28 protein-coding genes are annotated in these 24,019 nt (G+C 36.0%); 19 read left to right on the top strand and 9 right to left on the bottom strand.

Translation table 11 applies throughout. The features are described 5' to 3' along the window. The first annotated feature begins 6 nt into the window (after positions 1-6). The 4 genes from accC (at position 7) to folD (ending at position 3,109) form a co-directional block, all read left to right on the top strand. Positions 7-1,365, top strand: coding sequence for an acetyl-CoA carboxylase biotin carboxylase subunit (gene accC / locus IKV95_RS00450; RefSeq protein WP_287451290.1), 1,359 nt, complete (start codon positions 7-9; stop codon positions 1,363-1,365). 20 nt (positions 1,366-1,385) lie between these two features. Continuing rightward, positions 1,386-1,760, top strand: coding sequence for an Asp23/Gls24 family envelope stress response protein (locus IKV95_RS00445; protein ID WP_029092248.1), 375 nt, complete (start codon positions 1,386-1,388; stop codon positions 1,758-1,760). Positions 1,761-1,799: 39 nt separating this feature from the next. Next, the gene (nusB, locus tag IKV95_RS00440; RefSeq protein WP_029092247.1) at positions 1,800-2,183 is read left to right on the top strand and encodes a transcription antitermination factor NusB; all 384 of its coding nucleotides are present in this window, start codon (positions 1,800-1,802) and stop codon (positions 2,181-2,183) included. A 74-nt stretch (positions 2,184-2,257) separates the two neighbouring features. Beyond that, positions 2,258-3,109 (top strand): bifunctional methylenetetrahydrofolate dehydrogenase/methenyltetrahydrofolate cyclohydrolase FolD, encoded by an 852-nt coding sequence (gene folD, locus IKV95_RS00435; RefSeq protein ID WP_029092246.1) that lies wholly within the window; start codon positions 2,258-2,260, stop codon positions 3,107-3,109. A gap of 66 nt (positions 3,110-3,175) precedes the next feature. Here folD and IKV95_RS00430 read toward each other — a convergent pair whose 3' ends face one another. Then, complete coding sequence (locus IKV95_RS00430) at positions 3,176-4,003, bottom strand: NAD(P)H-hydrate dehydratase (protein ID WP_069125262.1); 828 nt, start codon at positions 4,001-4,003, stop codon at positions 3,176-3,178. A 171-nt stretch (positions 4,004-4,174) separates the two neighbouring features. Here IKV95_RS00430 and pepV point away from each other — a divergent pair, with 171 nt between their 5' ends. The 4 genes from pepV (at position 4,175) to trmB (ending at position 8,373) form a co-directional block, all read left to right on the top strand. Next, positions 4,175-5,581: a dipeptidase PepV gene (gene pepV, locus IKV95_RS00425; protein WP_069125263.1), complete on the top strand. Its 1,407-nt coding sequence runs from the start codon at positions 4,175-4,177 to the stop codon at positions 5,579-5,581. Between the two features lie 27 nt (positions 5,582-5,608). Beyond that, positions 5,609-6,460, top strand: coding sequence for a D-amino-acid transaminase (dat, locus tag IKV95_RS00420; protein ID WP_069118743.1), 852 nt, complete (start codon positions 5,609-5,611; stop codon positions 6,458-6,460). Between the two features lie 477 nt (positions 6,461-6,937). Further along, complete coding sequence (locus IKV95_RS00415; protein WP_069118742.1) at positions 6,938-7,732, top strand: phosphotransferase family protein; 795 nt, start codon at positions 6,938-6,940, stop codon at positions 7,730-7,732. 2 nt (positions 7,733-7,734) lie between these two features. Further along, positions 7,735-8,373: a tRNA (guanosine(46)-N7)-methyltransferase TrmB gene (gene trmB / locus IKV95_RS00410; protein ID WP_029092241.1), complete on the top strand. Its 639-nt coding sequence runs from the start codon at positions 7,735-7,737 to the stop codon at positions 8,371-8,373. A 58-nt stretch (positions 8,374-8,431) separates the two neighbouring features. Here trmB and IKV95_RS00405 read toward each other — a convergent pair whose 3' ends face one another. Continuing rightward, positions 8,432-8,764 (bottom strand): hypothetical protein, encoded by a 333-nt coding sequence (locus IKV95_RS00405; protein WP_051457132.1) that lies wholly within the window; start codon positions 8,762-8,764, stop codon positions 8,432-8,434. A gap of 176 nt (positions 8,765-8,940) precedes the next feature. Here IKV95_RS00405 and IKV95_RS00400 point away from each other — a divergent pair, with 176 nt between their 5' ends. The 5 genes from IKV95_RS00400 to IKV95_RS00380 all read left to right on the top strand — a co-directional run bounded on the left by IKV95_RS00400 (position 8,941) and on the right by IKV95_RS00380 (position 13,058). Further along, positions 8,941-9,867: a CvfB family protein gene (locus IKV95_RS00400; protein WP_029092240.1), complete on the top strand. Its 927-nt coding sequence runs from the start codon at positions 8,941-8,943 to the stop codon at positions 9,865-9,867. A 99-nt stretch (positions 9,868-9,966) separates the two neighbouring features. Beyond that, positions 9,967-10,686: a cell wall-active antibiotics response protein LiaF gene (liaF, locus tag IKV95_RS00395; protein ID WP_029092239.1), complete on the top strand. Its 720-nt coding sequence runs from the start codon at positions 9,967-9,969 to the stop codon at positions 10,684-10,686. Beyond that, entirely contained in the window at positions 10,683-11,741 is a 1,059-nt protein-coding gene (locus tag IKV95_RS00390; RefSeq protein ID WP_069125265.1) for a sensor histidine kinase, read from the top strand. The genes liaF and IKV95_RS00390 overlap by 4 nt, the downstream gene beginning before the upstream one ends. Then, entirely contained in the window at positions 11,734-12,366 is a 633-nt protein-coding gene (locus IKV95_RS00385) for a response regulator transcription factor (protein ID WP_287451289.1), read from the top strand. Before IKV95_RS00390 ends, IKV95_RS00385 begins: the two co-directional genes overlap by 8 nt. A 14-nt stretch (positions 12,367-12,380) precedes the next feature. Beyond that, a complete protein-coding gene (locus IKV95_RS00380) occupies positions 12,381-13,058 on the top strand; it encodes a potassium channel family protein (RefSeq protein WP_036027605.1) in 678 nt (225 codons plus the stop codon). Positions 13,059-13,777: 719 nt separating this feature from the next. Here IKV95_RS00380 and rnjA read toward each other — a convergent pair. Together rnjA and IKV95_RS00370 are read right to left on the bottom strand one after the other, a co-directional pair. Then, entirely contained in the window at positions 13,778-15,454 is a 1,677-nt protein-coding gene (rnjA, locus tag IKV95_RS00375) for a ribonuclease J1 (RefSeq protein ID WP_029092235.1), read from the bottom strand. Between the two features lie 6 nt (positions 15,455-15,460). After that, entirely contained in the window at positions 15,461-15,670 is a 210-nt protein-coding gene (locus tag IKV95_RS00370; protein WP_029092234.1) for a DNA-dependent RNA polymerase subunit epsilon, read from the bottom strand. Between the two features lie 515 nt (positions 15,671-16,185). Here IKV95_RS00370 and IKV95_RS00365 point away from each other — a divergent pair. Continuing rightward, entirely contained in the window at positions 16,186-16,956 is a 771-nt protein-coding gene (locus IKV95_RS00365; RefSeq protein WP_287451288.1) for a Cof-type HAD-IIB family hydrolase, read from the top strand. On the opposite strand, the gene IKV95_RS00360 is transcribed toward IKV95_RS00365, so the two are convergent. Further along, a complete protein-coding gene (locus IKV95_RS00360; RefSeq protein ID WP_069125268.1) occupies positions 16,943-17,410 on the bottom strand; it encodes a YslB family protein in 468 nt (155 codons plus the stop codon). The two genes, IKV95_RS00365 and IKV95_RS00360, sit on opposite strands and share 14 nt — an antisense overlap. A gap of 212 nt (positions 17,411-17,622) precedes the next feature. On the opposite strand from IKV95_RS00360, the gene racE reads away from it, so the two are divergent. The 4 genes from racE to IKV95_RS00340 all read left to right on the top strand — a co-directional run bounded on the left by racE (position 17,623) and on the right by IKV95_RS00340 (position 20,180). Beyond that, the gene (gene racE, locus IKV95_RS00355) at positions 17,623-18,432 is read left to right on the top strand and encodes a glutamate racemase (RefSeq protein WP_029092231.1); all 810 of its coding nucleotides are present in this window, start codon (positions 17,623-17,625) and stop codon (positions 18,430-18,432) included. A 2-nt stretch (positions 18,433-18,434) separates the two neighbouring features. Continuing rightward, entirely contained in the window at positions 18,435-19,043 is a 609-nt protein-coding gene (locus IKV95_RS00350; protein WP_287451287.1) for an XTP/dITP diphosphatase, read from the top strand. Positions 19,044-19,169: 126 nt separating this feature from the next. Continuing rightward, positions 19,170-19,679 carry a metallophosphoesterase gene (locus IKV95_RS00345; RefSeq protein ID WP_029092229.1) on the top strand — a complete coding sequence of 170 codons (510 nt, stop codon included), beginning with the start codon at positions 19,170-19,172 and terminating at the stop codon, positions 19,677-19,679. Between the two features lie 78 nt (positions 19,680-19,757). Continuing rightward, entirely contained in the window at positions 19,758-20,180 is a 423-nt protein-coding gene (locus tag IKV95_RS00340; RefSeq protein ID WP_069120461.1) for a MarR family winged helix-turn-helix transcriptional regulator, read from the top strand. Positions 20,181-20,329: 149 nt separating this feature from the next. Here the strand turns inward: IKV95_RS00340 and IKV95_RS00335 are convergent, their stop codons facing one another. Beyond that, positions 20,330-20,821 (bottom strand): hypothetical protein, encoded by a 492-nt coding sequence (locus tag IKV95_RS00335; protein WP_069125269.1) that lies wholly within the window; start codon positions 20,819-20,821, stop codon positions 20,330-20,332. 183 nt (positions 20,822-21,004) lie between these two features. Continuing rightward, entirely contained in the window at positions 21,005-21,529 is a 525-nt protein-coding gene (locus IKV95_RS00330; protein WP_069120463.1) for a YcxB family protein, read from the bottom strand. Positions 21,530-21,653: 124 nt separating this feature from the next. Here IKV95_RS00330 and IKV95_RS00325 point away from each other — a divergent pair, with 124 nt between their 5' ends. Continuing rightward, positions 21,654-22,589 (top strand): DMT family transporter, encoded by a 936-nt coding sequence (locus IKV95_RS00325; protein ID WP_069125271.1) that lies wholly within the window; start codon positions 21,654-21,656, stop codon positions 22,587-22,589. Between the two features lie 101 nt (positions 22,590-22,690). Here IKV95_RS00325 and IKV95_RS00320 read toward each other — a convergent pair whose 3' ends face one another. Both IKV95_RS00320 and IKV95_RS00315 read right to left on the bottom strand, forming a co-directional pair. Next, positions 22,691-22,921, bottom strand: coding sequence for a hypothetical protein (locus IKV95_RS00320; RefSeq protein WP_029092224.1), 231 nt, complete (start codon positions 22,919-22,921; stop codon positions 22,691-22,693). Between the two features lie 251 nt (positions 22,922-23,172). Next, entirely contained in the window at positions 23,173-23,397 is a 225-nt protein-coding gene (locus IKV95_RS00315) for a DUF2187 family protein (RefSeq protein WP_029092223.1), read from the bottom strand. Positions 23,398-24,019 lie beyond the last annotated feature (622 nt).

Raw genomic sequence — 24,019 nt, 5'->3', positions numbered from 1 at the left:
AAAAAAATGATTAAGCGTGTTTTAATTGCTAACCGTGGAGAAATCGCTGTTCGTATTATTCGTGCCTGTAAAGAATTAGGTATTGAAAGTGTAGCGATTTATTCAACTGCTGATCAAGATGCATTGCATGTACAATTAGCGGATGAAGCATACTGTGTTGGTCCAGCACCATCTACAGAAAGTTACTTAAACACAAGCAACATTGTCAGCGTTGCAAAACTTACTGATTGTGATGCGATTCACCCAGGCTATGGTTTCTTATCTGAGAACCCTGATTTTGCTGAAATTTGTCGCGAGTGTAAACTGATCTTTATCGGTCCCTCACCAGAAGCTATTTCACAAATGGGTACTAAAGATGAAGCGCGTGAAACAATGCGTGCAGCTGGCGTGCCAGTCGTTCCAGGTTCTGTGGGAATTGTTGAAAGTATCGAGAACGCATGCGAAGTTGCTGAAGGTATTGGCTACCCAGTTATCATCAAAGCAACTGCAGGTGGTGGCGGTAAAGGTATTCGTGTTGCACGCGATGAGAAAGAGCTTATCGAAGGTGTAACAATTACACAAAAAGAAGCTGCCGCTGCTTTTGGTAACCCAGGTGTTTACCTTGAAAAATTCATTGAAGATTTCCGTCATGTAGAAATTCAAGTAATGGCAGATAACTTTGGGAATGCAGTTTATGTTGGTGAACGTGATTGTACAGTTCAACGCCGTATGCAAAAATTAATTGAAGAATGTCCATCGCCAGCATTGAATGATGATTTACGTGCTGAAATGGGTGACGCTGCTGTTAAAGCTGCCCAAGCTGTAAATTATTCAGGTGCAGGAACAATCGAATTTATTTTTGATTATCATCAAAACAAGTTTTACTTCATGGAAATGAACACGCGTATCCAAGTAGAACATCCAGTTACTGAAATGGTTTATGGCATTGATTTGATTAAAGAAATGATTTCAATCGCTAATAATAACCCATTAAGTGTGAAACAAGAAGATTTGAAGAGCAATGGTTGGGCAATCGAATGTCGTATTAATGCAGAAGATCCAACAAACAACTTTATGCCTTCAGCTGGCTTAATTAATTTCTACTTACCACCAGGCGGTTACGGCGTACGTGTCGATTCAGCCGCTTACCCTGGTTACCGTATTCCACCTTACTATGATTCAATGGTTGCTAAGCTCATTGTTCATGGTGATACACGTGAAGAAGCAATTGCGCGTATGAAACGAGCGCTTGCTGAATTCAGTATTGAAGGAGTTAAAACAACGATTCCTTTCCATCAACGTGTATTGAATCATGAAAAATTTATCGATGCCGATTTTAACACGAAATTTTTAGAAACATATGATGTAATGAATAATAACGCGTAATAATTCGGGAGGTGATTCAAATGATAGGTACTCAAACACAGCCGAAAGAATTAGGTCAAATTGAAGTGGCACCAGAAGTTCTTGGTGTGATTGCAGGTATTGCTGCTAGTGATGTTGATGGTGTCGTTGAGATGCATGGCACGTTCTACAATGCCCTTGCAGAAAAATTTGGTCGTGTAAATTATACAAAAGGTGTTAAAATAGATATGATAAACGATGCAATCGTTGTTGATGTTTATATTACCGTTGCGTATGGAAAAGCATTGCCACTTGTTGCTGAAAAAGTACAAGAAAATGTTCAATCAACAATATTTACAATGACTAATCTTGATATAAGAGAAGTCAATGTTCATGTAATTGATGTGCAAATTGCCAAGCATGACATCGGTCATTAATCGCAGATGCTGTGCAAATAGAGGAGAAAAGTAGAAGCTATGAAAAGACGTGAAGCACGAGAGAAAGCAGTTCAAATCTTATTCCAATTTAATTTTGATGAGGCTTTAACTGTCGAAGTGGCTGTAAACAATGTAATCTCTGAGCCAGACGAATACCTAATGGGAATCGTCAAAGGGACTTTAGCCAAAGAAGCAGAGCTTGATGAAAAAATTAAAGAACATTTAGTGAAATGGCGTATTGAGCGAATTAACAAAGTAGATCTTGTTATTTTACGTATTGCGACATATGAATTGATGTTCGACAAAGAAACACCTAAGAGTGTTGTAATCAACGAAGCAGTTGATTTATCACGTTTATTTGGTGATGATCAATCACGTAAATTTGTTAACGGTGTTATTTCTAACATCGCTGAAACAATTTAATAAAAAAAGCGTGTGTTAGTGTTTGATAAAGAATGATACGAATACAATTAACCGAATTGAGTGGAGGGCAAACAATGAGTCACATCATCAATGGAAAACAAATTGCAGCAGAAACACAAGTATCAATTACCAAACGCGTTGCAGAATTCAAAGAAAAAACAGGTATTACACCAGGTTTAACAGTTGTTTTAGTAGGTGAGGATCAAGCGTCGCAAGTCTATGTTCGCAATAAGGAAAAGCGCACAGCTGATGCAGGGATGAATTCTGAAGTTATTCGCCTTGATGCAACAGTGACGCAAGCTGATTTACTTGCTGTTGTCGAAAAATTAAATCAGGATGAAACGGTGCACGGTATATTGGTGCAGCTACCGTTACCAACTGGAATTGATTCTGATTTAGTGCTTGACGCGATTGATCCAACTAAAGATGTGGATGGTTTTCACCCGATTAATGTCGGTAATTTATCTATTGGTAAAGAGGCCTTTGTGCCATGTACACCAGCAGGAATCATTCGTTTGATTAAATCTACTGGTGAATCAATTGAAGGTAAAGAAGCTGTCATTGTGGGGCGTAGTAATATTGTTGGGAAACCAGTCGCGCAATTATTATTGCAAGAAAATGCAACAGTGACCATCGCTCATTCACGGACGAAAGATTTACCAAGTGTTACGAAGCGCGCTGATATATTAGTAGTTGCTACGGGCCTTGCTAAATTTATTAAGAAAGAACACATTAAACAAGGTGCCATCGTCATTGATGTTGGAATGGACCGTGATGAAAATAATAAACTTTGTGGTGATGTTGATTTTGATGATTGCCAAGAAGTTGCTGGTTTTATCACACCAGTGCCTGGAGGAGTGGGACCTATGACAATTACAATGTTATTAGAAAATACACTTATTTCAGCTGAACGTTCTGCACAATAATAAACGCTTAATAGGCTACTTGCTCTCTTTTAATAGAGGGCAAGCAGCCTATTTTTTTGAAGAAAATTAGTTGAGGCTCAAACTTTTGAGATAAAAAGGCAGAGTGTTTATTATTTCAGTAGGTAAAACAACATAACGTTTTTTTGCTAAATCATCAGCGATAGCACTGTGAATAAAGACGCCTGCTAAAGTAGCATCGAGCGGTGAAGCGAGTTGCCCTGAAAGCCCTGCAATGATACCCGCTAAACAATCCCCCATTCCCCCGGTAGCTTGGGCAGGATTACCAACAGTATAACGATAAGCCGTGTTGTCGAAGTAGACACGGGTGCGTGAACTTTTAATGACAAGGATTGTTTCTAAACGTTTTTGATCAGCTAATAAAGTCTCTTCGGTTTCTGCTTTTAAACTCTTTTTGGCCAATCGACGCCATTCGCCTAAATGAGGAGTCATAATCCGTTTTTTAGTATTAATCTGGGGTTCCATCAAACTGTATAAAGTTAGGGCATCTGCATCTAAAATTAATGTTTGATGAGGTTGGATAACGTGACATACTTTTTCAAACACCTTTTTAGCATGATTATCTAGACCTAAACCTGGCCCAATTAATACGGTGTCAGCTTTTTTTACAGCATATAATACCTCAGGTAAATCTGTGAAGTCTAAGGTCATACACTCGGGGAGTCGTGAACGTAACGATGAACGAACATTTTGAGCAACTGCTGCGGTAGTTAGACCAGCCCCACTTTTCACACAGGCTTCAGCGGCAATCATCGCAGCACCACCATATCGCTCTGAGCCACCAATAATAAGTATCTGGCCGTAGCTGCCTTTATAGGAATTGGAAAGACGTTCAGGAATAAGGGGTTGAATATTATCTAAGCTAATTGTAGTCATAGGATTATCCTCCTTTTTATAAGTAGTCTCACTACTAGTATAATGCTATTTCCGCTAATTAAAATTGATAAGGGTAGAGATGTTAAAAAAATTAGATTAATCATCTGAAAACGTGTAAAATGGAGGAGTATCAATAATATTGATGAATGTATAAAGAATGGGGAGATAGAAATGACAAACGTTAATTGGAAACACGAGGTAGAGTCTCGACAAGATGCAATGTTGGAAGACTTAAAAGACCTTTTACGTATCCGTAGTGTACGTGACGATGCGAAAGCAGTTGCTGGTGCACCATTCGGCCCTGGTCCAAAAGAAGCTTTGGATTTCATGATGGCAATGGGTCAAAAAGATGGTTTTGAAACAAAAGTAGTTGAAGATGTTGCCGGACATATTGAGTTTGGTCAAGGCGAAGAAATCGTGGGTATTCTTGGACACGTTGATGTTGTCCCTGAAGGTGACGGTTGGGATTCAGCACCTTATGAACCAGAAATGCGCGACGGTAAGTTATTTGCACGTGGTGTAAGTGATGATAAAGGTCCAACAATTGCTGCTTATTACGGTATGAAAATTATTAAAGAATTAGGATTACCCGTTTCAAAACGTATTCGTTTATTTATCGGTTCTGATGAAGAAAGCGGTATGAGCTGCCTAAAAACATACTTGGAAAAAGAAGAAATGCCAACAATTGCATTTGCTCCTGATGCAGAATTTCCAATTATTAACACGGAAAAAGGTATTTCATCTGTTGATGTTTCATTTGAAAATAAAGTGCTTGCTGAAAAATGTGAGTTTGAATTAGCTGAATTTATTTCAGGTGAACGTTATAACATGGTAGCTGCAGATGCAAAAGCAACATTAAATAAAGTGGGTGATACAGCTGCAATGGTTGCTTCATTCAATAAATATATTGAAGATAACAACGTTGAAGGTAACATTGTCGCTGAAAACGATACTGTGAAAATCCAAGTAATTGGTAAATCAGCACACGCAATGGAACCACGTAACGGTGTTAATGCTGGTTTAGCGTTACTCGAATTCCTTTCTGGCTATGACATTGCAGGTTCTGCTAACGATTTTGTTTCGTTTGCAATGAAATACTTGTATGAAGATTCTCGTGCTGAGCACTTTGGTATCGCAGCAGAGGATGAATCAGGGGATCTTACAATGAATGTTGGTTTATTATCATTTAACAAAGATGGTGGTAAATTTGGCCTTAACTTCCGTTACCCTTACACATTTGATATGACCGAAGCTAAAAATACTATCGCTGAAAAAGCGTTGGCATTTAATGGGAAAATCACTTTATTTGAAGATGAAAAACCTTCACATGTAGATGGTGATTCATTCTTGGTGAGTACTTTAGCTAAAGTTTATGAAAAACAAACAGGTGCTAAATCAGAATTACTTTCAATTGGTGGCGGAACATATGCCCGTTATTTGAAAGAAGCAGTTGCTTTTGGTGCAGCATTCCCAGGTGCAGCAGATACAATGCACCAAAAAAATGAATATTCAGTTTGGGAAGATTTAGTGAGAGCCTCTGTTATTTATGCAGAAGCAATCTACGAATTAGCAAAATAAAACAATTTAAATTAAGGGGTGAATGCGATGAAAGTATTAGTAAAGGATCAAATTATTAATTCTGCAGATGCAAATGTTAGCATTTCAGATCGTGGGTATCAATTCGGTGATGGCATTTATGAAGTCATTCGTGTCTTAAATGGTAAATTGTTTACTGAAAAAGAGCATATGGATCGTTTTTATTCAAGTGCAGAAAAAATGGATTTAGTAATGCCTTATGATCGTGAAAAATTAACAACATTAATCTATGATTTAATTAAAGCTAATAATGTTGTTGACGGACACGTCTATTTCCAACTAACTCGTGGGGTGCAAGAACCTCGTAATCATGCTTTTCCTGATAATGTAGAAGCTGTTTTAACAGGTCATACAAAAATCTATAAACGTGATTTAGCGATGTTAGAAGAAGGTGTATCAACAGTTACAGCTGATGATGTGCGTTGGTTACGTTGCGACATTAAAACGCTTAACTTAATTGGTAACTGCATGGCAAAAACAAAGGCAGCTAAAGTTGGTGCGGAAGAAGCGATTCTTCACCGTGATGGCCTTGTTACTGAATGTTCAGCTTCTACGCTCTTAATTGTAAAAGATGGCGTTGTTAAAACGCATCCATTAACAAATCTCGTATTACCAGGTATAACACGTATGGTGATTATGGATGCTATTGCTGATGCAAATATCCCTGTAAAAGAAGAAGCCTTTATGCTTGATGAGCTTTTCCAAGCAGATGAAGCAATTCTTGCTAGCACGGGACATGACGCAACCCCAATTATTGAGATTGATGGAAAACCTGTCGGTAATGGTAAACGTGGTCCGATTACTGCTGAAATTCAACGTCGTTACGACTTAAGAATTGAGCAAGAATGTGGAAAAGCTTAATACGACAGTTTGAGCTGAAAGACAAATACTAAGGATGCTGTAAAAATAGTATTTTGGCTACGTTGTTAGAATTAAAATATTAATTGTTATTTTCATTCGATTTAAAAGCTTATTACTCTTTATAAGAGTGATAAGCTTTTTTTTGAGAGAATAAAAGTCTATGAAAAAAATGATAACAGTGACAAAGCATTGTTTTAATAAAACGAACGTTTGTTGTCTTGACGAAACCTACGTAACGCTTTAGAATATAGAAGTAGAGTAAATAGAATGGGGAAAACAGCCGCTAATTTCAGATGGTTGGTTGTTTATGTTTGCGAAATAAAAGAAAGATGTTATTTTGTTAAAGAAAAAACATTAAGCTTTTTTTCACAGATTAAAGTATCCAAATAATTGTTTTGGAATACTAGCAGCAATAAACCAACCCTAGCTAAAGTTGAGTGGTTGGTTATTATTAGGTGAAAGGGGGGCACAAAACGGATGACAAATTATTTAGGTCGACAATGGGATGATTTACAACCAGCAGGTGGTGAATCGGGTCAGGCATATTTTGCAACAAATCATGAAGGAAAGTTTTTCCTAAAGAGAAACTCAACACCATTTTTGGCAGTTTTATCGGCTGAAGGTTTTGTGCCTCGTTTGAAATGGACGCAAAGATTAGAGAATGGTGATGTCATTACTGCTCAAAAATGGGCAAATGGTCATTTATTCACTCACGAGGAAATGACAAGCCCACGTGTGATTGATATGATGCAACGCATTCATACCTCACGCGCACTCAATATTTTATTGAAAAAAATTGATGCGCATGTGATGTATCCCAATGATTGGCTAACGCATGTCAAAACAGATATGGCTGATGTATTGAGCTTACATCCTCAAATTAAGCAAGCGTTACGTTATCTTGAAAGTAACCAAACACTTGTTGCTAGTGCTATGACTGCAGTTGTTTGTCACGGTGATGTTAATCATAACAATTGGCTGCTATCTGATGAAGATGAGCTGTTTCTTGTTGATTGGGACGGGGCTGTTTTATCAGATGTTAGTGTTGATTTAAGCATGTTATTGTATCGATACATACCCAAAGAAAATTGGTCAAACTGGCTCGAAACATATGGAATGAGCATGACGCCATTGTTGCAAGTCAAATTGAAATGGTACATGTTATGCAATGTTATTTTAACGATTAAAACAAAGCATAATAGTGGCCGTTTAAATGAAATGAATAAATGGTTAATCAAATTAGAAAAAGTATTAAATGATGAGGAGTTATAAAAATGCGCTTAAGAAATAAACCGTGGGCTCAAGAAAAACTTGAGTCTCATCCTGAACACGTTATTATGAAACCCGAAGAAATGAAGGGGAAATGGTCTCAACTGTTTGGCAACGACCAACCTATTCATATTGAAATAGGAACTGGTAAAGGTCAATTTATCACAGGTATGGCTGAACTGCATCCAGACATTAACTATCTGGGTATTGAAATCCAAAAGAGTGTCATGATTGATGTATTAGATAAAATTATTGATAAGAAACTAACGAATATAAAATTGTTGCCGACAGATGGTGCCCTTGTTTCCGAGTTTTTTGAAAAAGGTGAAATCGATCAGGTTTACTTGAATTTTTCAGATCCATGGCCTAAAAAACGTCATGAAAAACGTCGTCTGACATCTGCACCTTTTTTAACATCATATAAAGATGTATTAGAAACAGGTAAAGAAATTCACTTCAAAACAGATAACCGTGGTTTGTTTGAATATTCATTAATCAGTTTTACTAACTTTGGTTTAAGTTTAGAATATTTGAGTCTTGACTTGCATCAATCAGAGATGGAAGGTAATGTCCAAACAGAATATGAACAAAAATTTTCTGCTAAAGGACAACCAATTTATCGCTGTGAAGTTCAATTTAAATAATAAAAAACAGGTTGGAGTAGTCAAAATACGACTACAACAGCCTGTTTTCTTTTTTACGTTAGATAACTTTATAGAGGTCGATTAAAGTGCCTGATTTAGATTCAGCGACAAATTCGTAACGATCTGTAAAAAGATCATCTGCTAGACCACCGCGATAGACTTCGGTAATAACACCATGATGTTTGAAATTTTCCGGTGTATAAGAAATCCATGAATTTTTAATCGGGTGAGTATTTTTTAATTGTGCTTTCAATGAATTTAGTACAAGTTCAGGGTCTATTCGCTTACGAGGTTCTATTACGTAATGATAAGCTAAATGCCCCAGTACTAAACCAGTGATAACACCAGGAATAAAATTATTTTGTTTCATTTTGTATGAAACACCTGTCATGAAACAGCTGTTTCTGTCACCTCTTTTCGTAGTTTTAGTGTTACTTTGTATTATACACTAAACTCAAGGGGTGAGCGAAAATTAGTAATGCTCATCATTAGTTTTAGATAGAGTAATGTAATCCGTTTAAAAGTAAGTTATAATAAAGGATGAAAGAGTTGAGAGGGTGACGAGAAATGGAAAATTACGGACAAACAAAATATTTAGGTACAACGCTTAAAGTTGTTGTGAAAAATATGGATGAAAAAAATATATTTGTAGCAGATGGTTACGAGGATGTTTACAAATTACCACGCGAATATCTAAAAGAAGATCAAACAGTTGAACTTGAGGAAGAGTTAGAAGTCTTTATTCTAAATGATCAAGATCAAAGTGTTGTAGCGACAACAATTATTCCAAAGGTACAAATTGGGCGTTATAGCTGGGGTGAAGTTGTAGCTGTTCGTCGTGATTTAGGTGTGTTTGTAAATATTGGTTTACCAAAAGATATTGTTGTATCAATGGATGATATGCCACCACTTAAACAAATCTGGCCTAAAAAAGGTGATCGTTTACTGCTGTCATTACGAGTTGATCAAAAAGATCGTTTATGGGGCGTTCTTGCAACAGAAGAAGTTATTAAAACGACAATCAAGAAAGCGGCTCCCGAATTGAAGAACACTGATATTTCAGGAACTATTTATCGCTTAATCCGTTCTGGAAGCTTCTTAATTACTGACGAAGCTTATTTAGCATTTGTGCATGAAACAGAACGTGACATTGAACCGCGTTTAGGCGAATACGTTAATGGACGTGTTGTAGCTGTTCGTCCGGATGGATCTTTAAATATATCATTGCGTAAACGTGCGCATGAAGCATTAGGCGAAGATGCAGGTATGATTGAAGCTTACTTAGTTCGTATGGATGGTGAAATGCCTTATACTGACAAATCATCACCTGATGAAATTAAAGCTAAATTTGGTATTAGTAAAGCGCAATTTAAACGCGCGTTAGGCCAACTAATGAAAGGCCGTAAAATTACGCAAGCTGATGGGTGGACGAAACTTGTTGCACCTGTAAGTGAAACTGAGACAGAGGTTACTACTGAAGACGAAGGTGAATAAATCAGTCCTAAGTCGCAGTAATAATCAGTCGTAGGGGTCGCTACAAAACAGAGCAAAAGACATATACTTAAACGAGAGTATGTTTAAGGAGGTAAACGAATGAAAGGTAAACGCCAACTTTATGCACGATTACTAATGATCTTTATGCTTGCAACAGTCGTTGAATTGCTTTTTCAACGCAGTTTGTTCATATTGTTAATTGTTGGCTTTTCACTTGTTTTTTTGATGCACCGCCGCAACAAATTAAATCATACAAGACAGCGTAGTTTTCTGTTTTGGGCAGGTGTAGTGTGTATTATATTAGCGATTGGTGGAACGATTAGTTTTCGTATTGGTGTTTTAATTGTTCTAATCGTCTTTATTCGTCATTTGTTGAAGATGAAACGCACAGCTGATTTAATATCAGTTCAAATAAAAGAAGCTGAAGCTATTCATAAAGATACTGTTGTATCAAAAAATAAAATAATTGGTGAGTACCATTTCGGTGAATCACCATTCGAATGGAATGATATCAATATTCAGTTTGGTATTGGTGATGTGATCATCGATTTAGGGAATACAGTGTTGCCTCCAGGTGAAAATACAGCGATAATTCGAGGTCTTGTTGGTGATATGCGTATTGTTGTACCAGTAGACGTTGGCGTAGCATTAGATTATTCTGCATTTTCTGGTCAACTGAATTATCCTGAAAGTGATGCTGTGAAAACGCTGAGACAGGAAACGCTTGTGCACTATTCCGAAAATTACCATGAGGCAACTTATAAAATTAAACTAGTTGTTTCGGTTATTGTTGGTGAACTTGAGGTGATGCACGTATGAGTTTGTTCAAAGGCGGAATTATCATTGGTCTTTTAGCAATGGTTGGCATGACTTTAGGGACCCTAATCACGTTGATTGCAACAACATCATTAACACTTAATCAAGTATTTTGGAAACAAGCCTATTTTGGTTTACCACTCGGTGTTTTATTAATAGTAGTAGCTGTTGTAATTGGTGTTGTCATTGGAGGCGTCGTCGCAACGAATATTCGTAAACAACTGGATAATGTCGAACGACAAATTCGTGTGGCTAATCCTTTAGTTGAAAACAAAGAAACTGAGCGAAAGAGCGATTTTAAGGAAATACAGTGGATTCAACGTTCAATTACAGAGTTACAAGAGCGTTATCAACGTCAGGTGCTTGCCTCACAACAACTTTCTGAGCAATCAGAAGGCGGATTGTCTGCGAAAACAAAAGAAGAGATACTAATGAATGAACGTCAGCGTTTGGCTCGTGAATTACATGACTCGGTTAGCCAACAGCTCTTTGCTGCAACGATGATGTTATCGGCTGTCAATGAGACGGTTGATGACTCAACATTGCCACCGATGATCGCCAAACAGTTAGAAATGATTGAAAAAACGATTAATGAATCGCAATCTGAAATGCGTGCGTTATTATTACACCTTCGTCCTGTTTTGCTTGAAGGAAAATCATTGCAACAAGGAATTGAAGGTTTATTGCGTGAGCTACAATCTAAATTACCTTTAGAGATGACTTGGAAAATTGAACCGATTGCGTTTCAACCCGCTTTGGAAAATCATTTATTTCGGGTTGTTCAAGAATTAATTAGCAATACAATGCGGCATGCAAAAGCAAATCACTTAAGCGTCTATTTTGGACAAGTTAAAAATGTTGCTATTTTACGTGTCGTTGACGATGGTAAGGGTTTCGAAGTGAAAGACTTCAATGCTAATCCAGGTTCATATGGACTTCAAAATGTTCATGAACGAATCAATGAAATTGGTGGGACTTTAAAAATTATTAGTTTTCCTAATAAAGGAACGAGTGTTGAAATAAAAATTCCGATTGTAGAAGGTGATTCGATTGATTAGTGTAATGTTAGTAGATGATCATGAAATGGTACGAATGGGTGTTTCTGCTTATTTAGCTGTTCAATCAGATATCGAAGTGGTTGGTGAAGCTGAAAACGGAAAAATAGGTGTCGCAAAAGCATTGGCATTAAAACCTGATATTATTTTAATGGATTTAGTGATGGATGAGATGGATGGTATCGAGGCAACTCGTGAGATAATGTCAGCCTGGCCTGAAGCGAAAATAATCATTGTTACAAGTTTTATTGATGATGAGAAGGTTTATCCGGCATTAGAGGCAGGTGCTAAATCGTACTTGTTAAAAACATCAGCAGCACGAGAAATCGCTAACGCTATCAGAATGACTTATAAGGGCGATTCAGTATTGGAGCCTGAGGTAACCGGTAAAATGATGAAACGTTTAACACACGTGCAAGAAACACCTCTACATGAGGAATTAACCAAGCGTGAGAAAGAAATCTTATTGTTAATCACTAAAGGTAAGTCTAATCAAGAAATTGCAGATGAGTTGTTTATTACACTGAAAACAGTTAAAACACATGTCAGCAATATATTATCTAAACTAAATGTACAAGATCGTACACAAGCGGTTATTTATGCATTTAAACATCAACTCGTTGAGTAGAAGGAGCGATTAATTTGGTAAAATATCGTGAAGAAGATGAAAACTATGCGGTGATCGGCCTTGGTCGTTTTGGCGGTAGTATTTGTGAAACGTTGATTGATTTGGGGAAGGAAGTTCTCGCAATTGATATCAATGAAGAACGGGTGAATGTGTATGCAAATATTGCAACACATGCGGTTATCGGAAACTCAATGGATGAAAATGTATTGAATAACTTAGGGATACGTAACTTTGACCATGTTGTTGTGGCAATTGGTGAGGATGTTGAAGCCAGTATCTTAATCACTTTATTACTGAAAGAAATGGGCGTTAAACACGTTACTGTTAAGGCTCAAAATGAAAGTCATGGTAAAGTTTTATCTAAAATCGGTGCCGATCGTATTGTCTTTCCTGAGAGGGATATGGGACGACGCATTGCGCATTATATAGCGTCACGTAATGTGATAGACTATTTAGAATTAAGTCATGAGTATAGTTTAGTAGAGTTATCAGTTGCTAACCCTCGCTTTAAAGAACGAACATTGATCGATTTGAGAGTGCGCTCTGAATATGGGCTTAATGTTGTTGCTATTCGCCGTGCAGGTGTTATGATTGTAAATCCTGAACCCACAGAATATATCAAAGTGAACGATACTCTGATGGTTATTGGTGCGGACACAGACATTGAACGATTGAAAGAGAAACTAGATTAAAAATTAATTTAATAGTGTGAATGGACCTTGAAAATTAGATGTTTAATCTGATTTTTAGGGTCCTTTTAATATACGCGTAAACTATTAAATCTGAGAGAGATACTTAGAAGGAGATAACAAAAGGAATGGTACTCGCTTCATTGAAGGAATGATACTCTTAAGTTATTAACAAAAGGAATGGTACTCTTAAAGCATCTAACATGAGGAGTGGTACTCTTAAGTTATTAATAAAAGGATTGGTACTCTTAAGACATTAACAAATGGAATCGTACTCTTAAAGCATCTAACATGAGGATTGGTACTCTTAAGTTATTAACAAAAGGAATGGTACTCTTAAGTTATTAACAAAAGGAATGGTACTCGCTGTCGCTCCGTCCCATACTGTCCTTGTAAAGCTCATATCTTCGCAACAATGTCAGCACCGTCCCATACTACTCTCGTAAAGCGAATGAATTCGCTACGATATTAGCACCCATACTGTCCTTGTAAAGCTCATTTATTCGCAACAATGTCAGCACCCATTGTTATCGTAATTTCATAAGTGTTGAGTGATGCTTATGTGACTGAATAAAAGGAGTGGTACTCAATTGCTGGCGCAATTTCCGTCCCATACTGTTATCGTAAGCGAATAAATTCGCAACGATAACAGCACAAAAAAACTAGAGCACTTACTCCTGTTTATACAGAAGTTAAGCGGTCTAGTTTTTAATTATTAACTATTATTTATCGTACTCCATTATGACAGGTAATAACATCGGACGACGTTTTGTTTTGTCATAAAAGTATGGGTTTAATGTATCAATCACTAATGATTTAATATCGTGACGAGTGACTTCTTTATCGCTATTCATCGCTTTTTGCAATCGACGAGTAATCAGTGCTTGAGCATCATTAATTAATGATCCTGATTCACGCATGTAGACGAATCCTCGAGAAATAATATCTGGACCAGACATTACACGTTGATTTTCAAAATCGACCGTTGTAACTACGAGTACAATACCATCTTCTGAAAGGATACGGCGATCGCGTAAAACAATGCTACCAATATCGCCAATTCCTTTTCCATCAACATAGATAGTACCAGAAGGTACACGACCAGCAATACGTGCAGAATCAGCAGTTAGCGCTAAAACATCACCGTTACCAAGAACGAAAGTATTGTCTGCAGGAACATCACAGTTAATCGCCGTTTGTTGATGGCTTTTTAGCATGCGGTATTCACCATGGACAGGCATGAAATATTTAGGCTTCATTAAGCGAAGCATTAATTTTTGTTCTTCCATGCCACCGTGACCTGATGTATGGATATTGTTTAATTTACCATGGATAACATCCGCACCTGCTTGGTATAGACGGTTGATTGTTTTGTTGATTCCAACCGTGTTACCAGGAATAGGAGAAGATGAAAATACAACTGTATCGCCAGGTTGTATTTGGATTTGACGATGAGTACCGTTGGCAATACGTGATAATGCAGCCATTGGTTCACCTTGACTACCCGTACATAAGATACATACTTGGTTTGCTGGTAAACGTTTGATTTGGTGAGCATCGATAAAGGTATTTTTTGGTGCAGCGATGTAACCTAGCTCTTGACCAATTTCAAGTGCGGATTCCATACTACGTCCAAAAACAGCGATTTTACGACCTTTTTCAATAGCAGCTTCGACCACTTGTTGTACACGGTGCATATTTGAGGCGAAAGTAGCGAAAATAATACGACCATCAACAGTTTCAAAAATATCTTTGATGCTATCGCCAACGATTTTTTCAGACATCGTGAATTGTGGTACCGTAGCATTTGTACTATCTGCAAGTAAGCATAAAACGCCTTCTTTACCAAGCTCTGCCATTTTAGTAATGTTAGCAGGTTGACCAACCGGAGTGAAATCAAATTTAAAATCACCTGTTTCAACAATATTACCTGAAGGTGTTTTAACTACGACACCAAATGCATCTGGAATACTGTGAGTTGTACGGTAGAAAGAAACACTTGTTTTACGGAACTTGAAGACATCATCTTCGTTGAATTCAATTAATTCAGCAGTTCGTAAAAGGCCATGTTCTTCAAGTTTATTTCTAATTAAGCCAAGTGCTAACTTCGTAGCATAAATTGGCAAGTTAACCTGTTTAAGTAAGAAAGGAATACCACCAATATGATCCTCATGACCATGCGTGATAAAGACACCTTTGACTTTGTCTGCATTTTCAATCAGGTAAGTATAATCAGGGATGACGTAATCAATGCCCAACAAGTCATCTTCTGGAAACTTAATACCTGCGTCAATTACGATGATTTCATCTTGAAATTGAACACAGTACATATTTTTACCGATTTCGCCTAAGCCACCGAGAGCAAAGACTGCAGTTTCATTATTTTTTACAAGCTTCATTTCGATCTAGATTTCCTCTAACTTAAAGTCAGGGTCATTTTTTTCAAATGCGATTTGGGCATCTCGCATCATTTCGATAAATTCAATATTGTAACCATGGTTTGTTAATTTTTTTCGAACGTCCTCGATAGAACTAGCCTCGATCATTAAGCTTTTTGTGTTTTCGCGCAATGGTGTTTCAATCATGTTTTCTTGATAAAATACTTTGTATATCATTTTAATTTGCTCCTTTGTGTGTTTGAAATATATTTTTATGAGGAAAAACCTCTTAACTCTAATTTAAAGTTTGAAGGATAAGTACTTATTCTTTTAGGCGTATAATTAACTAAACATCACCAAAAGGGATGCTCCATTTTATTTTTGCAACATGAACAACTATTCTAAAAGTAATTTTTGACAAAAATTGTTTTCAAATAGAAGTGATACTGCAACAAGGTCAACGCGTATGTAATAAGTTTCATCAATTTATCCGAACAAATCTTTCATTAACAGTTTACCATAAAATTGAGAAGCACACTAACAAATAATTTATAAACCCATTAAAAACAAGGGGACATTGAATTATTTGTTTTTTAGGTATGCTGTAGATTTTGTTATAGGGTATTCAGAATATATCAAAAGAGCCCTTTATATTAGAATGAATCGAGCCAGTCTAAAGAGGAAGTTACATTCATGTTATAATGTTAGCGTATAACATTTAAAAAATTAAACTAAAGGAGTTAAGAATTAATATGACTAAGATAGTGTTTTTTGATGTAGATGGAACATTGTATAATACTCAAAATGAAATTCCGGAATCTACAAAAGAAAGTATCGCTTTACTACAAAGTAAAGGCATTAAAGTGGCTTTAGCTACGGGCCGTTCACCTTTCACAGTAACTAAAATTTGTGATGAACTTAATGTGGATACGATTGTTTGTTATAACGGACAATATGTGACTCACAAAGGTGAGATTGTTTATACTAATCCTATGCCCATGGCAGAATTGGCACAATTAAAAGAGCTAACAAAAGCAAAAAATCACGCCCTAGTATTTGCGAGTCATCATATGATTGCTTTTGATGAACCCAATAACGAAGTGGTTAAAAAAGCTTTGAATTCTGTCAATATTTCTTACCCAGAAGTGGTCTCCGATTTCACAACAGATAATGAAATTTATCAGATGATGTTATTTGCAGATGATTCACATGACATGAGTTATAATGCAGCCTTTGAAAATTATCGTTTTGTGCGTTGGCATGATCAGTCGATGGATGTTATTCCAGCAAATGGTTCAAAAGCAGATGGTATTAAAGCACTTTTAAGTGAGCTTAATATTGCGATAGAAAACGCCTATGCGTTTGGAGATGGCATGAACGATTATGAAATGTTACAAGCGGTAGGGTGTGGTGTGGCAATGGGAAATGGAAAAGAAGCGTTGAAAAAAGTGGCCGATTATATAACCGACCACGTGGATGAAGATGGTATTATGAAAGGTTTGAAACACCTTAATTTGATATAGAGTCTTCTTCGGTACTGTCTATGCTCGCATTGGCATCGTATTCTTTACGATCCCATTTTACAATGAGTATGACGGTGCTTTTTTTATGGTTAATTTCTTCAGTGGCTTCAGTATAAAAACCAGTTTGACTAGCAAAGTTTGCTGCTAAAAAACCAGCTTCTAAATTAAATGAGTGTTCTGTATTTAAAGCGAATGCTTTTTCAACAGGGTCACCAGATAATATAAAATGGCAGGTATCTTTTTTCTCTTTTTCTACAGTTAATGTACCCCAGCCAGCCTCATTAAAAAAAATCTGTAGCTCTGGAATTGATGACATAGTAAATTTACGTCCTAAGTTTTTACCTAATAAATAGAGCAATCCGCTCGCTTCATGCCCTAAAAGGTCAGGTAAAACAAAGTGTCGCATCAATTCATAACCGAGTGTGGATGAGGGTGTTGTGTTTGATTCAGTCATAGTTAGCTCCTTTCATTCGTACTCAATTATAAACGATTGTCTTATAAATACAAATGAAAATGTAAAAAGAGTGAAATTAAGTGATCGAACTGTGAATTTAAAATTAAAGCAGCATTTAAATCTTAATTTAAAGGTTTTTGACTTGAAAATGTAAGGGAAATTAGTCAAAATAGAGAGAAGCAATATCAATTTGAAAATTGGAGCGAAAAATTATGAATCAACCAATCGGTGTAATTGATTCAGGTGTGGGAGGCTTAACTGTTGCACAAGAAATTTTAAGACAGTTACCTAATGAAAACATCTGTTACTTAGGAGATACATTGCGTTGTCCATATGGACCGCGAGATACGGAACAAGTGAAAGAATTTACAATGGATATGACAAATTACCTGTTAGAACATGATATTAAGCTGTTAGTAATCGCCTGTAATACGGCTACAGCTGCCGCTTTACAGTATATAAGAGAGCATGTTGCTATTCCTGTTGTTGGTGTCATTCAACCAGGTGCGCGTGCAGCACTAAAGGCTACTAAAAATAATCAAATCGGTGTTATAGGAACTGAAGGAACGATTAAAAGCCAAGCATATAATAGTGCGCTTGATCTATTAGATCACACAATAAAAGTTCAAACCCTTGCTTGTCCAAAATTTGCGCCTGTCGTAGAAAGTTCCGAGTATAAAGGTTCAGTTGCTAAAAAAATTGTTGCCCAAACACTACGCCCCTTTAAAAATAGTGGTGTAGATACTTTTGTTTTAGGTTGTACACATTACCCGTTGTTACAACCAATCATTGAAAATGTACTAGGTTCATCCGTCAAGGTAATTAATCCAGGCTTAGAAACGGCAAGTGAAGTCAGCATGTTGTTAGATTACTTTTCATTACGAAATGTTTCGGGTGAAAAAAATCAACATCGCTTTTTCACAACAGGTTCAACTAAAATATTTGGGGGAATAGCACGTGATTGGCTTGACGTCCCTAATTTAGAAGTAGAATATGTTAAAATTGGACAAGGGAGATTTTGATAATGAAAAAATTATTAATAGCAACACATAATGAAGGCAAAGCCTTAGAATTTAAAGCCCTTTTTGAGGATTATGGCGTAGTCATTGAAACATTAAATGATTATCCTGAATTGCCAGAGATTGAAGAAACAGGTACAACTTTCCGTGAAAATGCTGCTTTGAAAGCAGAAGCAATCGCTAAATTGACAAATCAAGCCGTTATAAGTGATGATTCCGGTCTAAGTGTTGTTGCTTTAAATGGCGCACCTGGTGTATATTCAGCGCGTTATGCTGGAGAGCCTGCTAACGATGCAAACAATAATGAAAAATTAGTTAAAGCCCTTGAAAAATTTAGTCGCGAAGAGCGTGCGGCTCGATTTGATTGTACAATTGCTGTCGCAGTGCCCAATGAAGAAACACGCTTTTATGAAGGATCTATTGAAGGGGAAATATTACTTGAACCAAGAGGAAGTGCTGGTTTTGGATATGATCCATATTTCTTGGTGCCACAACTCTCTAAAACGACATCAGAATTAACTATGAGTGAAAAAAACATCATTAGTCATCGCGGAAAAGCTATCCAAAAAATGGCGAAGGATTTACCGCAACTCCTACTATCTTTAAGTAAATAAATAATGTTTTTTTAAATAAAAAAAACTAACTTAAAATAAAAATGTTTTTTTGCAATAAAATGACTAGTCAAAAGATAAAAATCATGCGACAATGTTAGTAATATATGTAGAGAAGGGAAGCACAGAATGAAAGTTTTAGTTGTCAGTGATAATCATGGTAACCGTGAAGCGTTATTGCATTTAAAAGAAATGTATACTGGTAAGGTTGATGCCTTTTTCCATTGCGGAGATTCTGAACTTGAGGCCGATGATATAGCAGTTGAAGGATATAATATTGTACGAGGTAATTGTGATTTTGGACGTATTTATCCCACTGAGTGGTTCGGTGAAGTAGATAATCACAAGATTTTAGTAACACATGGTCACTTGTTTAATATCAAGATGAATTTGGTTATTTTACGTGATCGAGCTAAAAGTCGCAAAGCAGAATATGTCTTCTTTGGACATACACACGAGCTTGGATGTGAGTATAACGCAGGTATTCTATACCTTAATCCTGGCAGTATTTCATTGCCGCGTGGACGTTTTGAAAAAACTTATGCTTTGGTAGAAGATACCGGCACTGAAATTATTGTTACATTTTTGGATGATTCTGATAAAGTCTTAACAGATCTTACACAAATATTTAAAAAATAAATTCTCAGAAACCGTAGTGGCTAACTATGGTTTTTTTGTATCTATTTTGTCATCTAATAAAGAGGAGGTAAATAGATAATGAATCAAAAAAATATTGAACTTATATACACAATCAATCATTATACAACAGCGTTAATGAAAATTTGGTCTGACGAATTTCCACATCGCATCAGTATTTCAGCGTTATTGGTATTAGGTGAGTTACGCGATAAAGGTCCTCAAAAACAAAGCGATATGGCTCATTTTTTGAACGTGACGCCAGGTGCGATGACTAACATAGCGACTATCATTGTACGAGAAAACTATGCAGAACGTATTTATGATAAAAATGATCGCCGAATTACACGTTTAGCAATCACTGCTGCAGGTGAAATAGCACTGAAAGAAGCAAGCGAATTGGACACACGAGTAAACACTGATGTATTAGGTGAATTGACTGAGGCAGAAAAAGTACAATTTTTGGAGTTGTTTAATAAATTAAATCGAAAAATACATTTATAGTAAAGTAAGGCTTCAAACACGCTTTTTAAAGGCGTGTTTTTTCATTTAAATTTATACGTATACAATGAATAGGTACCATATTAAAACATAAAAAAACAACCACATAATGTGCAGTTGTTTAGTTAACAATGGATTAAAGAGGAAAAAAATTATTCAGTTCCTTCGGGTGTAGAATCAGTCGTTGCATTTTCTATTTGTTCGTTAGTGCTAGAGCTACTTTCAGTCGTAGAAGTAGATGATTCAGTTGTTGTCTCGATAGAAGTACTCGTTACCGTGTCGGCTGTATCAGGTGTAGTGTTTGTATTGCTTGAACTGCTAGTAGGTGATAGTGAATTTTCAGTTGTAGTGCTAGTTGTTGTCGAAGATTGAATAGGAACTGTTGAAGTTGTTTGAGAATTGCTAGTGCTGTCAATATTTGAAGAATGAGTGGTTGAAGAAGACTCTGTAGTTTTTTTTGATTCAGTTGGTTTGTCAGTCTCAGTGCCGGGGGTAAGAAAAACACCTATAGCAACTAATAAAAAACCTACTAGAGCCGTTATAATGAATTTTCTCTTAGGCTTGTGGTTAAAAAAGCGTATGACGATAAACAAAAATCCAATAGCAAAAAGAGTAAGACCAATTAATATTAGGGTTACTATCATAAAAATTCCTCCTGTAATGACATTATGAAACAAAAAAAGACGACTTTTTAAAAGTCGCCAAGAGTAGGGGTATTCATTATCTCAATAGGGGGAGAGATATATGAAAGTATAGTTATTCAATAACTATATGGTATTATTACCCCTGTACATAGAGACTAAACAATTTATTTTAAAAAACATTTTTTATTTACTAATCTTTAACTTTTCGATACCTTTGCATTTGGGGGCGTTTGCTTTAATATTTTGATAAATTAAACGCTTTGTATTTTCTGTGCTTGATAATGGTAAAGGACAAACATCATTTTTAGTAGCTAAAAAAAAGTATTCGTCGTCGTTATAAATTCGCTTGAAGTCGGACCAATTAATAAAGAGGACACGGTCATTGATTGTTTGAGTGAGACCTTCCTTTGTCAATGCGATTGTTACCGGGAAGCGTTCAACCTTGGTCATTTTTCTACTGATACCTGTTAATACCATAGCGAATAATGGCGTAAAACAAAAGATGAATGTAAAAACTAAAAATAATCCTAAGGCGAGCCAGCCAATAACGACCAAATTCACGTCATATAAAAATGCAAGCATCGTCACTACCAACGTAAGAAGGAGGCTATATATCCAACGAAAGGCGAGGAATATTTTAGAGTTTCTTAATTTTTGATCTTGGTAAGCAATTAAGGTATGTGTTGTGATATCAAAGTGTTCAGTCATTCAAAAGCTCCTTTTCTGTTAACTGTACTGGTATTATTATAGCATATGGACTTCGTATTAAGAAAAGGAATTCCTCCTGAAGATTTTATGATAATATAGAGAAATAGAAGACTGGAGGGGGATTATGAGAGCGATTATTATTGGTATTATTGCAGCGTTCTTTTTTGCTTTTACATTTGTGCTCAATCAATTGATGTCTGACTTAGGTGGTGATTGGATGTGGAGTGCATCTTTACGTTATTTTTTTATGGTTCCATTTTTGCTGCTGCTTGTTTTATTTAAAAGTGGTTTTAAAAAGATGTGGTCAGAAATAAAAAAACGACCCTTTGCTTGGTTCATTTACAGCCAAATTGGGTTTGGTCTTTTTTATGCACCATTATGCTTTGCTGCTGATTATTCACCAGGATGGTTGGTTGCAGGAACTTGGCAGATTACAATAGTAGCCGGTGCATTAATGTCGCCGCTGTTCTATGAAAAAATTCAAACGGCCACAGGTATTGTTAAAGTCAAAGGTCGGATTCCTCTTACAGGATTATGTTGGTCAGGTGTTATTATTGTAGGTATTATTATAATGGAAGTATCACATGCGACAACGGTTGGATTGAAAGGGATAGTGCTAGGTACTTTACCAATTATTATCGCGGCATTTGCTTACCCCTATGGTAATCGTAAAATGATGGAAGTGACAGAAGGTCGTCTAAACGTGTTTGAGCGTGTGTTAGGAATGACTTTATGCAGTTTACCCACATGGCTGATTTTATCAATTATTGCAGGTACTCGTTCAGGTATTCCTTCGATGTCACAAGTGTCTAATTCAATTATAATAGCTCTCTTTTCAGGTGTTATTGCCACACTACTTTTTTTCAAAGCAACAGACTTAACACAAGGAAGAATGAAAGAGCTGGCTGCCGTTGAAGCTACACAATCAATGGAGGCGGTGTTTTCTTTTATATTAGGACTACTTATTTTAAATTCAGCTGTTCCATCATTAAGTGCTTGGATAGGGCTAATTGTTGTTGTGTTTGGTATGACAGCTCATAGTTTATCGCAAAGAAATTAAAGTGATACAAAACGAAAGAGCGTTACAATATAAAAAATACCAGTAGATCGTTCACTTTTTACAGTGTTTTATCTACTGGTATTTTTATATTGCTTATTTTACTATTCTTTAAGGAAAATACGACGTGTATTTTTACGCGTATCATGCTCTATAGCCGAAATTTTGTGAATACATTTACCATTAGCGCTAGAAGTAACCCATTCATCTGCCTGATCAATATCTGTAATAGTTAAGGGATTATAAACAATGGTAAAAGCAATATTACTAATCACTTCTCGAATTGAAATATCATAGTAATTACCTTTAATACCAACTTTAGTTGCGTGTTCCATCTAAAACATCTCCTTCATTAACTGATATCTTACTACAATAAGTGTAACAGAAAATAACAGTTATAACGGTAAGACATATGACATCTGTGTGAACACTGCTCTTTGTTACAATTTAATGTATAACATCCTGATCTTGTGAATGGGATGACGCATTGATAAAAAGCTTACTAAACGCTGTATATTAATATTTTTAATTTAGAAAAAGAACATAAAAAAGTCCTACAATTGACTGTAGGACTTTTGATATTTAGTTATAATAGCTGCATTCTCTTGAAATTACATACAGTATTATTAAATTCGTAATTTGGAGTATCAAATAGTTCAATAAGTGCGGAATTATCATACATTTTAGTGACAGTACCTTTAAACATTACTTCACCTCGGATAAATGATACGCCATCCCCAATATTAAATGGAACTTCTTTGTCTACTTGTTTGCTTCGGTTGTCAAAAGAAATACTTGATAATGCCATCATAAAACATCCCCTTTTATTGTATAGTAATATCCCTACGTGCTACACATTTATTTTACCCTATAAATGCAAAAAAAAAACCTTTTTTTAGAAAAAAACTGACAATTTCGAAAAATAAAATCATTGACAAATCAACGTTGTAAGCGTTTCCTTTAAATCCGATAAAAATAAAGGGTTATTATCATTTTGATAGAAAGTTTTTTGTGTTTTTTTTAAGGTTAATGTATCTATATTAATTTTAAAATTGGAAATGATTAGGCTTGGAAAAACTGAACATTACGTTTTTGCACTCACACTAGGAAATGATACAATGGTAGGGAAGTGAAAAAAGAAAAATAAATACATAGCTAATAAAAATATTTGTTTGAGATATACAGTTGATTATTTCTAAATAATCAACTATCAACAATTTGAATACACTCATTTAATAAGAGCGGACGAGAGTTAAACTAAGGAGATTGGTAGACGATGAAAATTGTAATTCTAGCAGAAAAACCTAGTCAAGCAAAAGCTTATGCCGACAGTTTTAAATCTAAACAAAAAATTGAAGGTGGTTTTCTGATTAAAGATGCTTTATTTGAAGATGAAGTCGCAATCACTTATGGTTATGGTCATCTGGTTGAAT

Source organism: Brochothrix sp. (genome assembly GCF_017549435.1).
In the GTDB taxonomy this organism is placed as follows: Bacteria; Bacillota; Bacilli; order Lactobacillales; family Listeriaceae; genus Brochothrix; species Brochothrix thermosphacta.
Note: the sequence above shows the minus strand (reverse complement) of the source record. Positions and strands in the feature narration are given on the sequence as shown.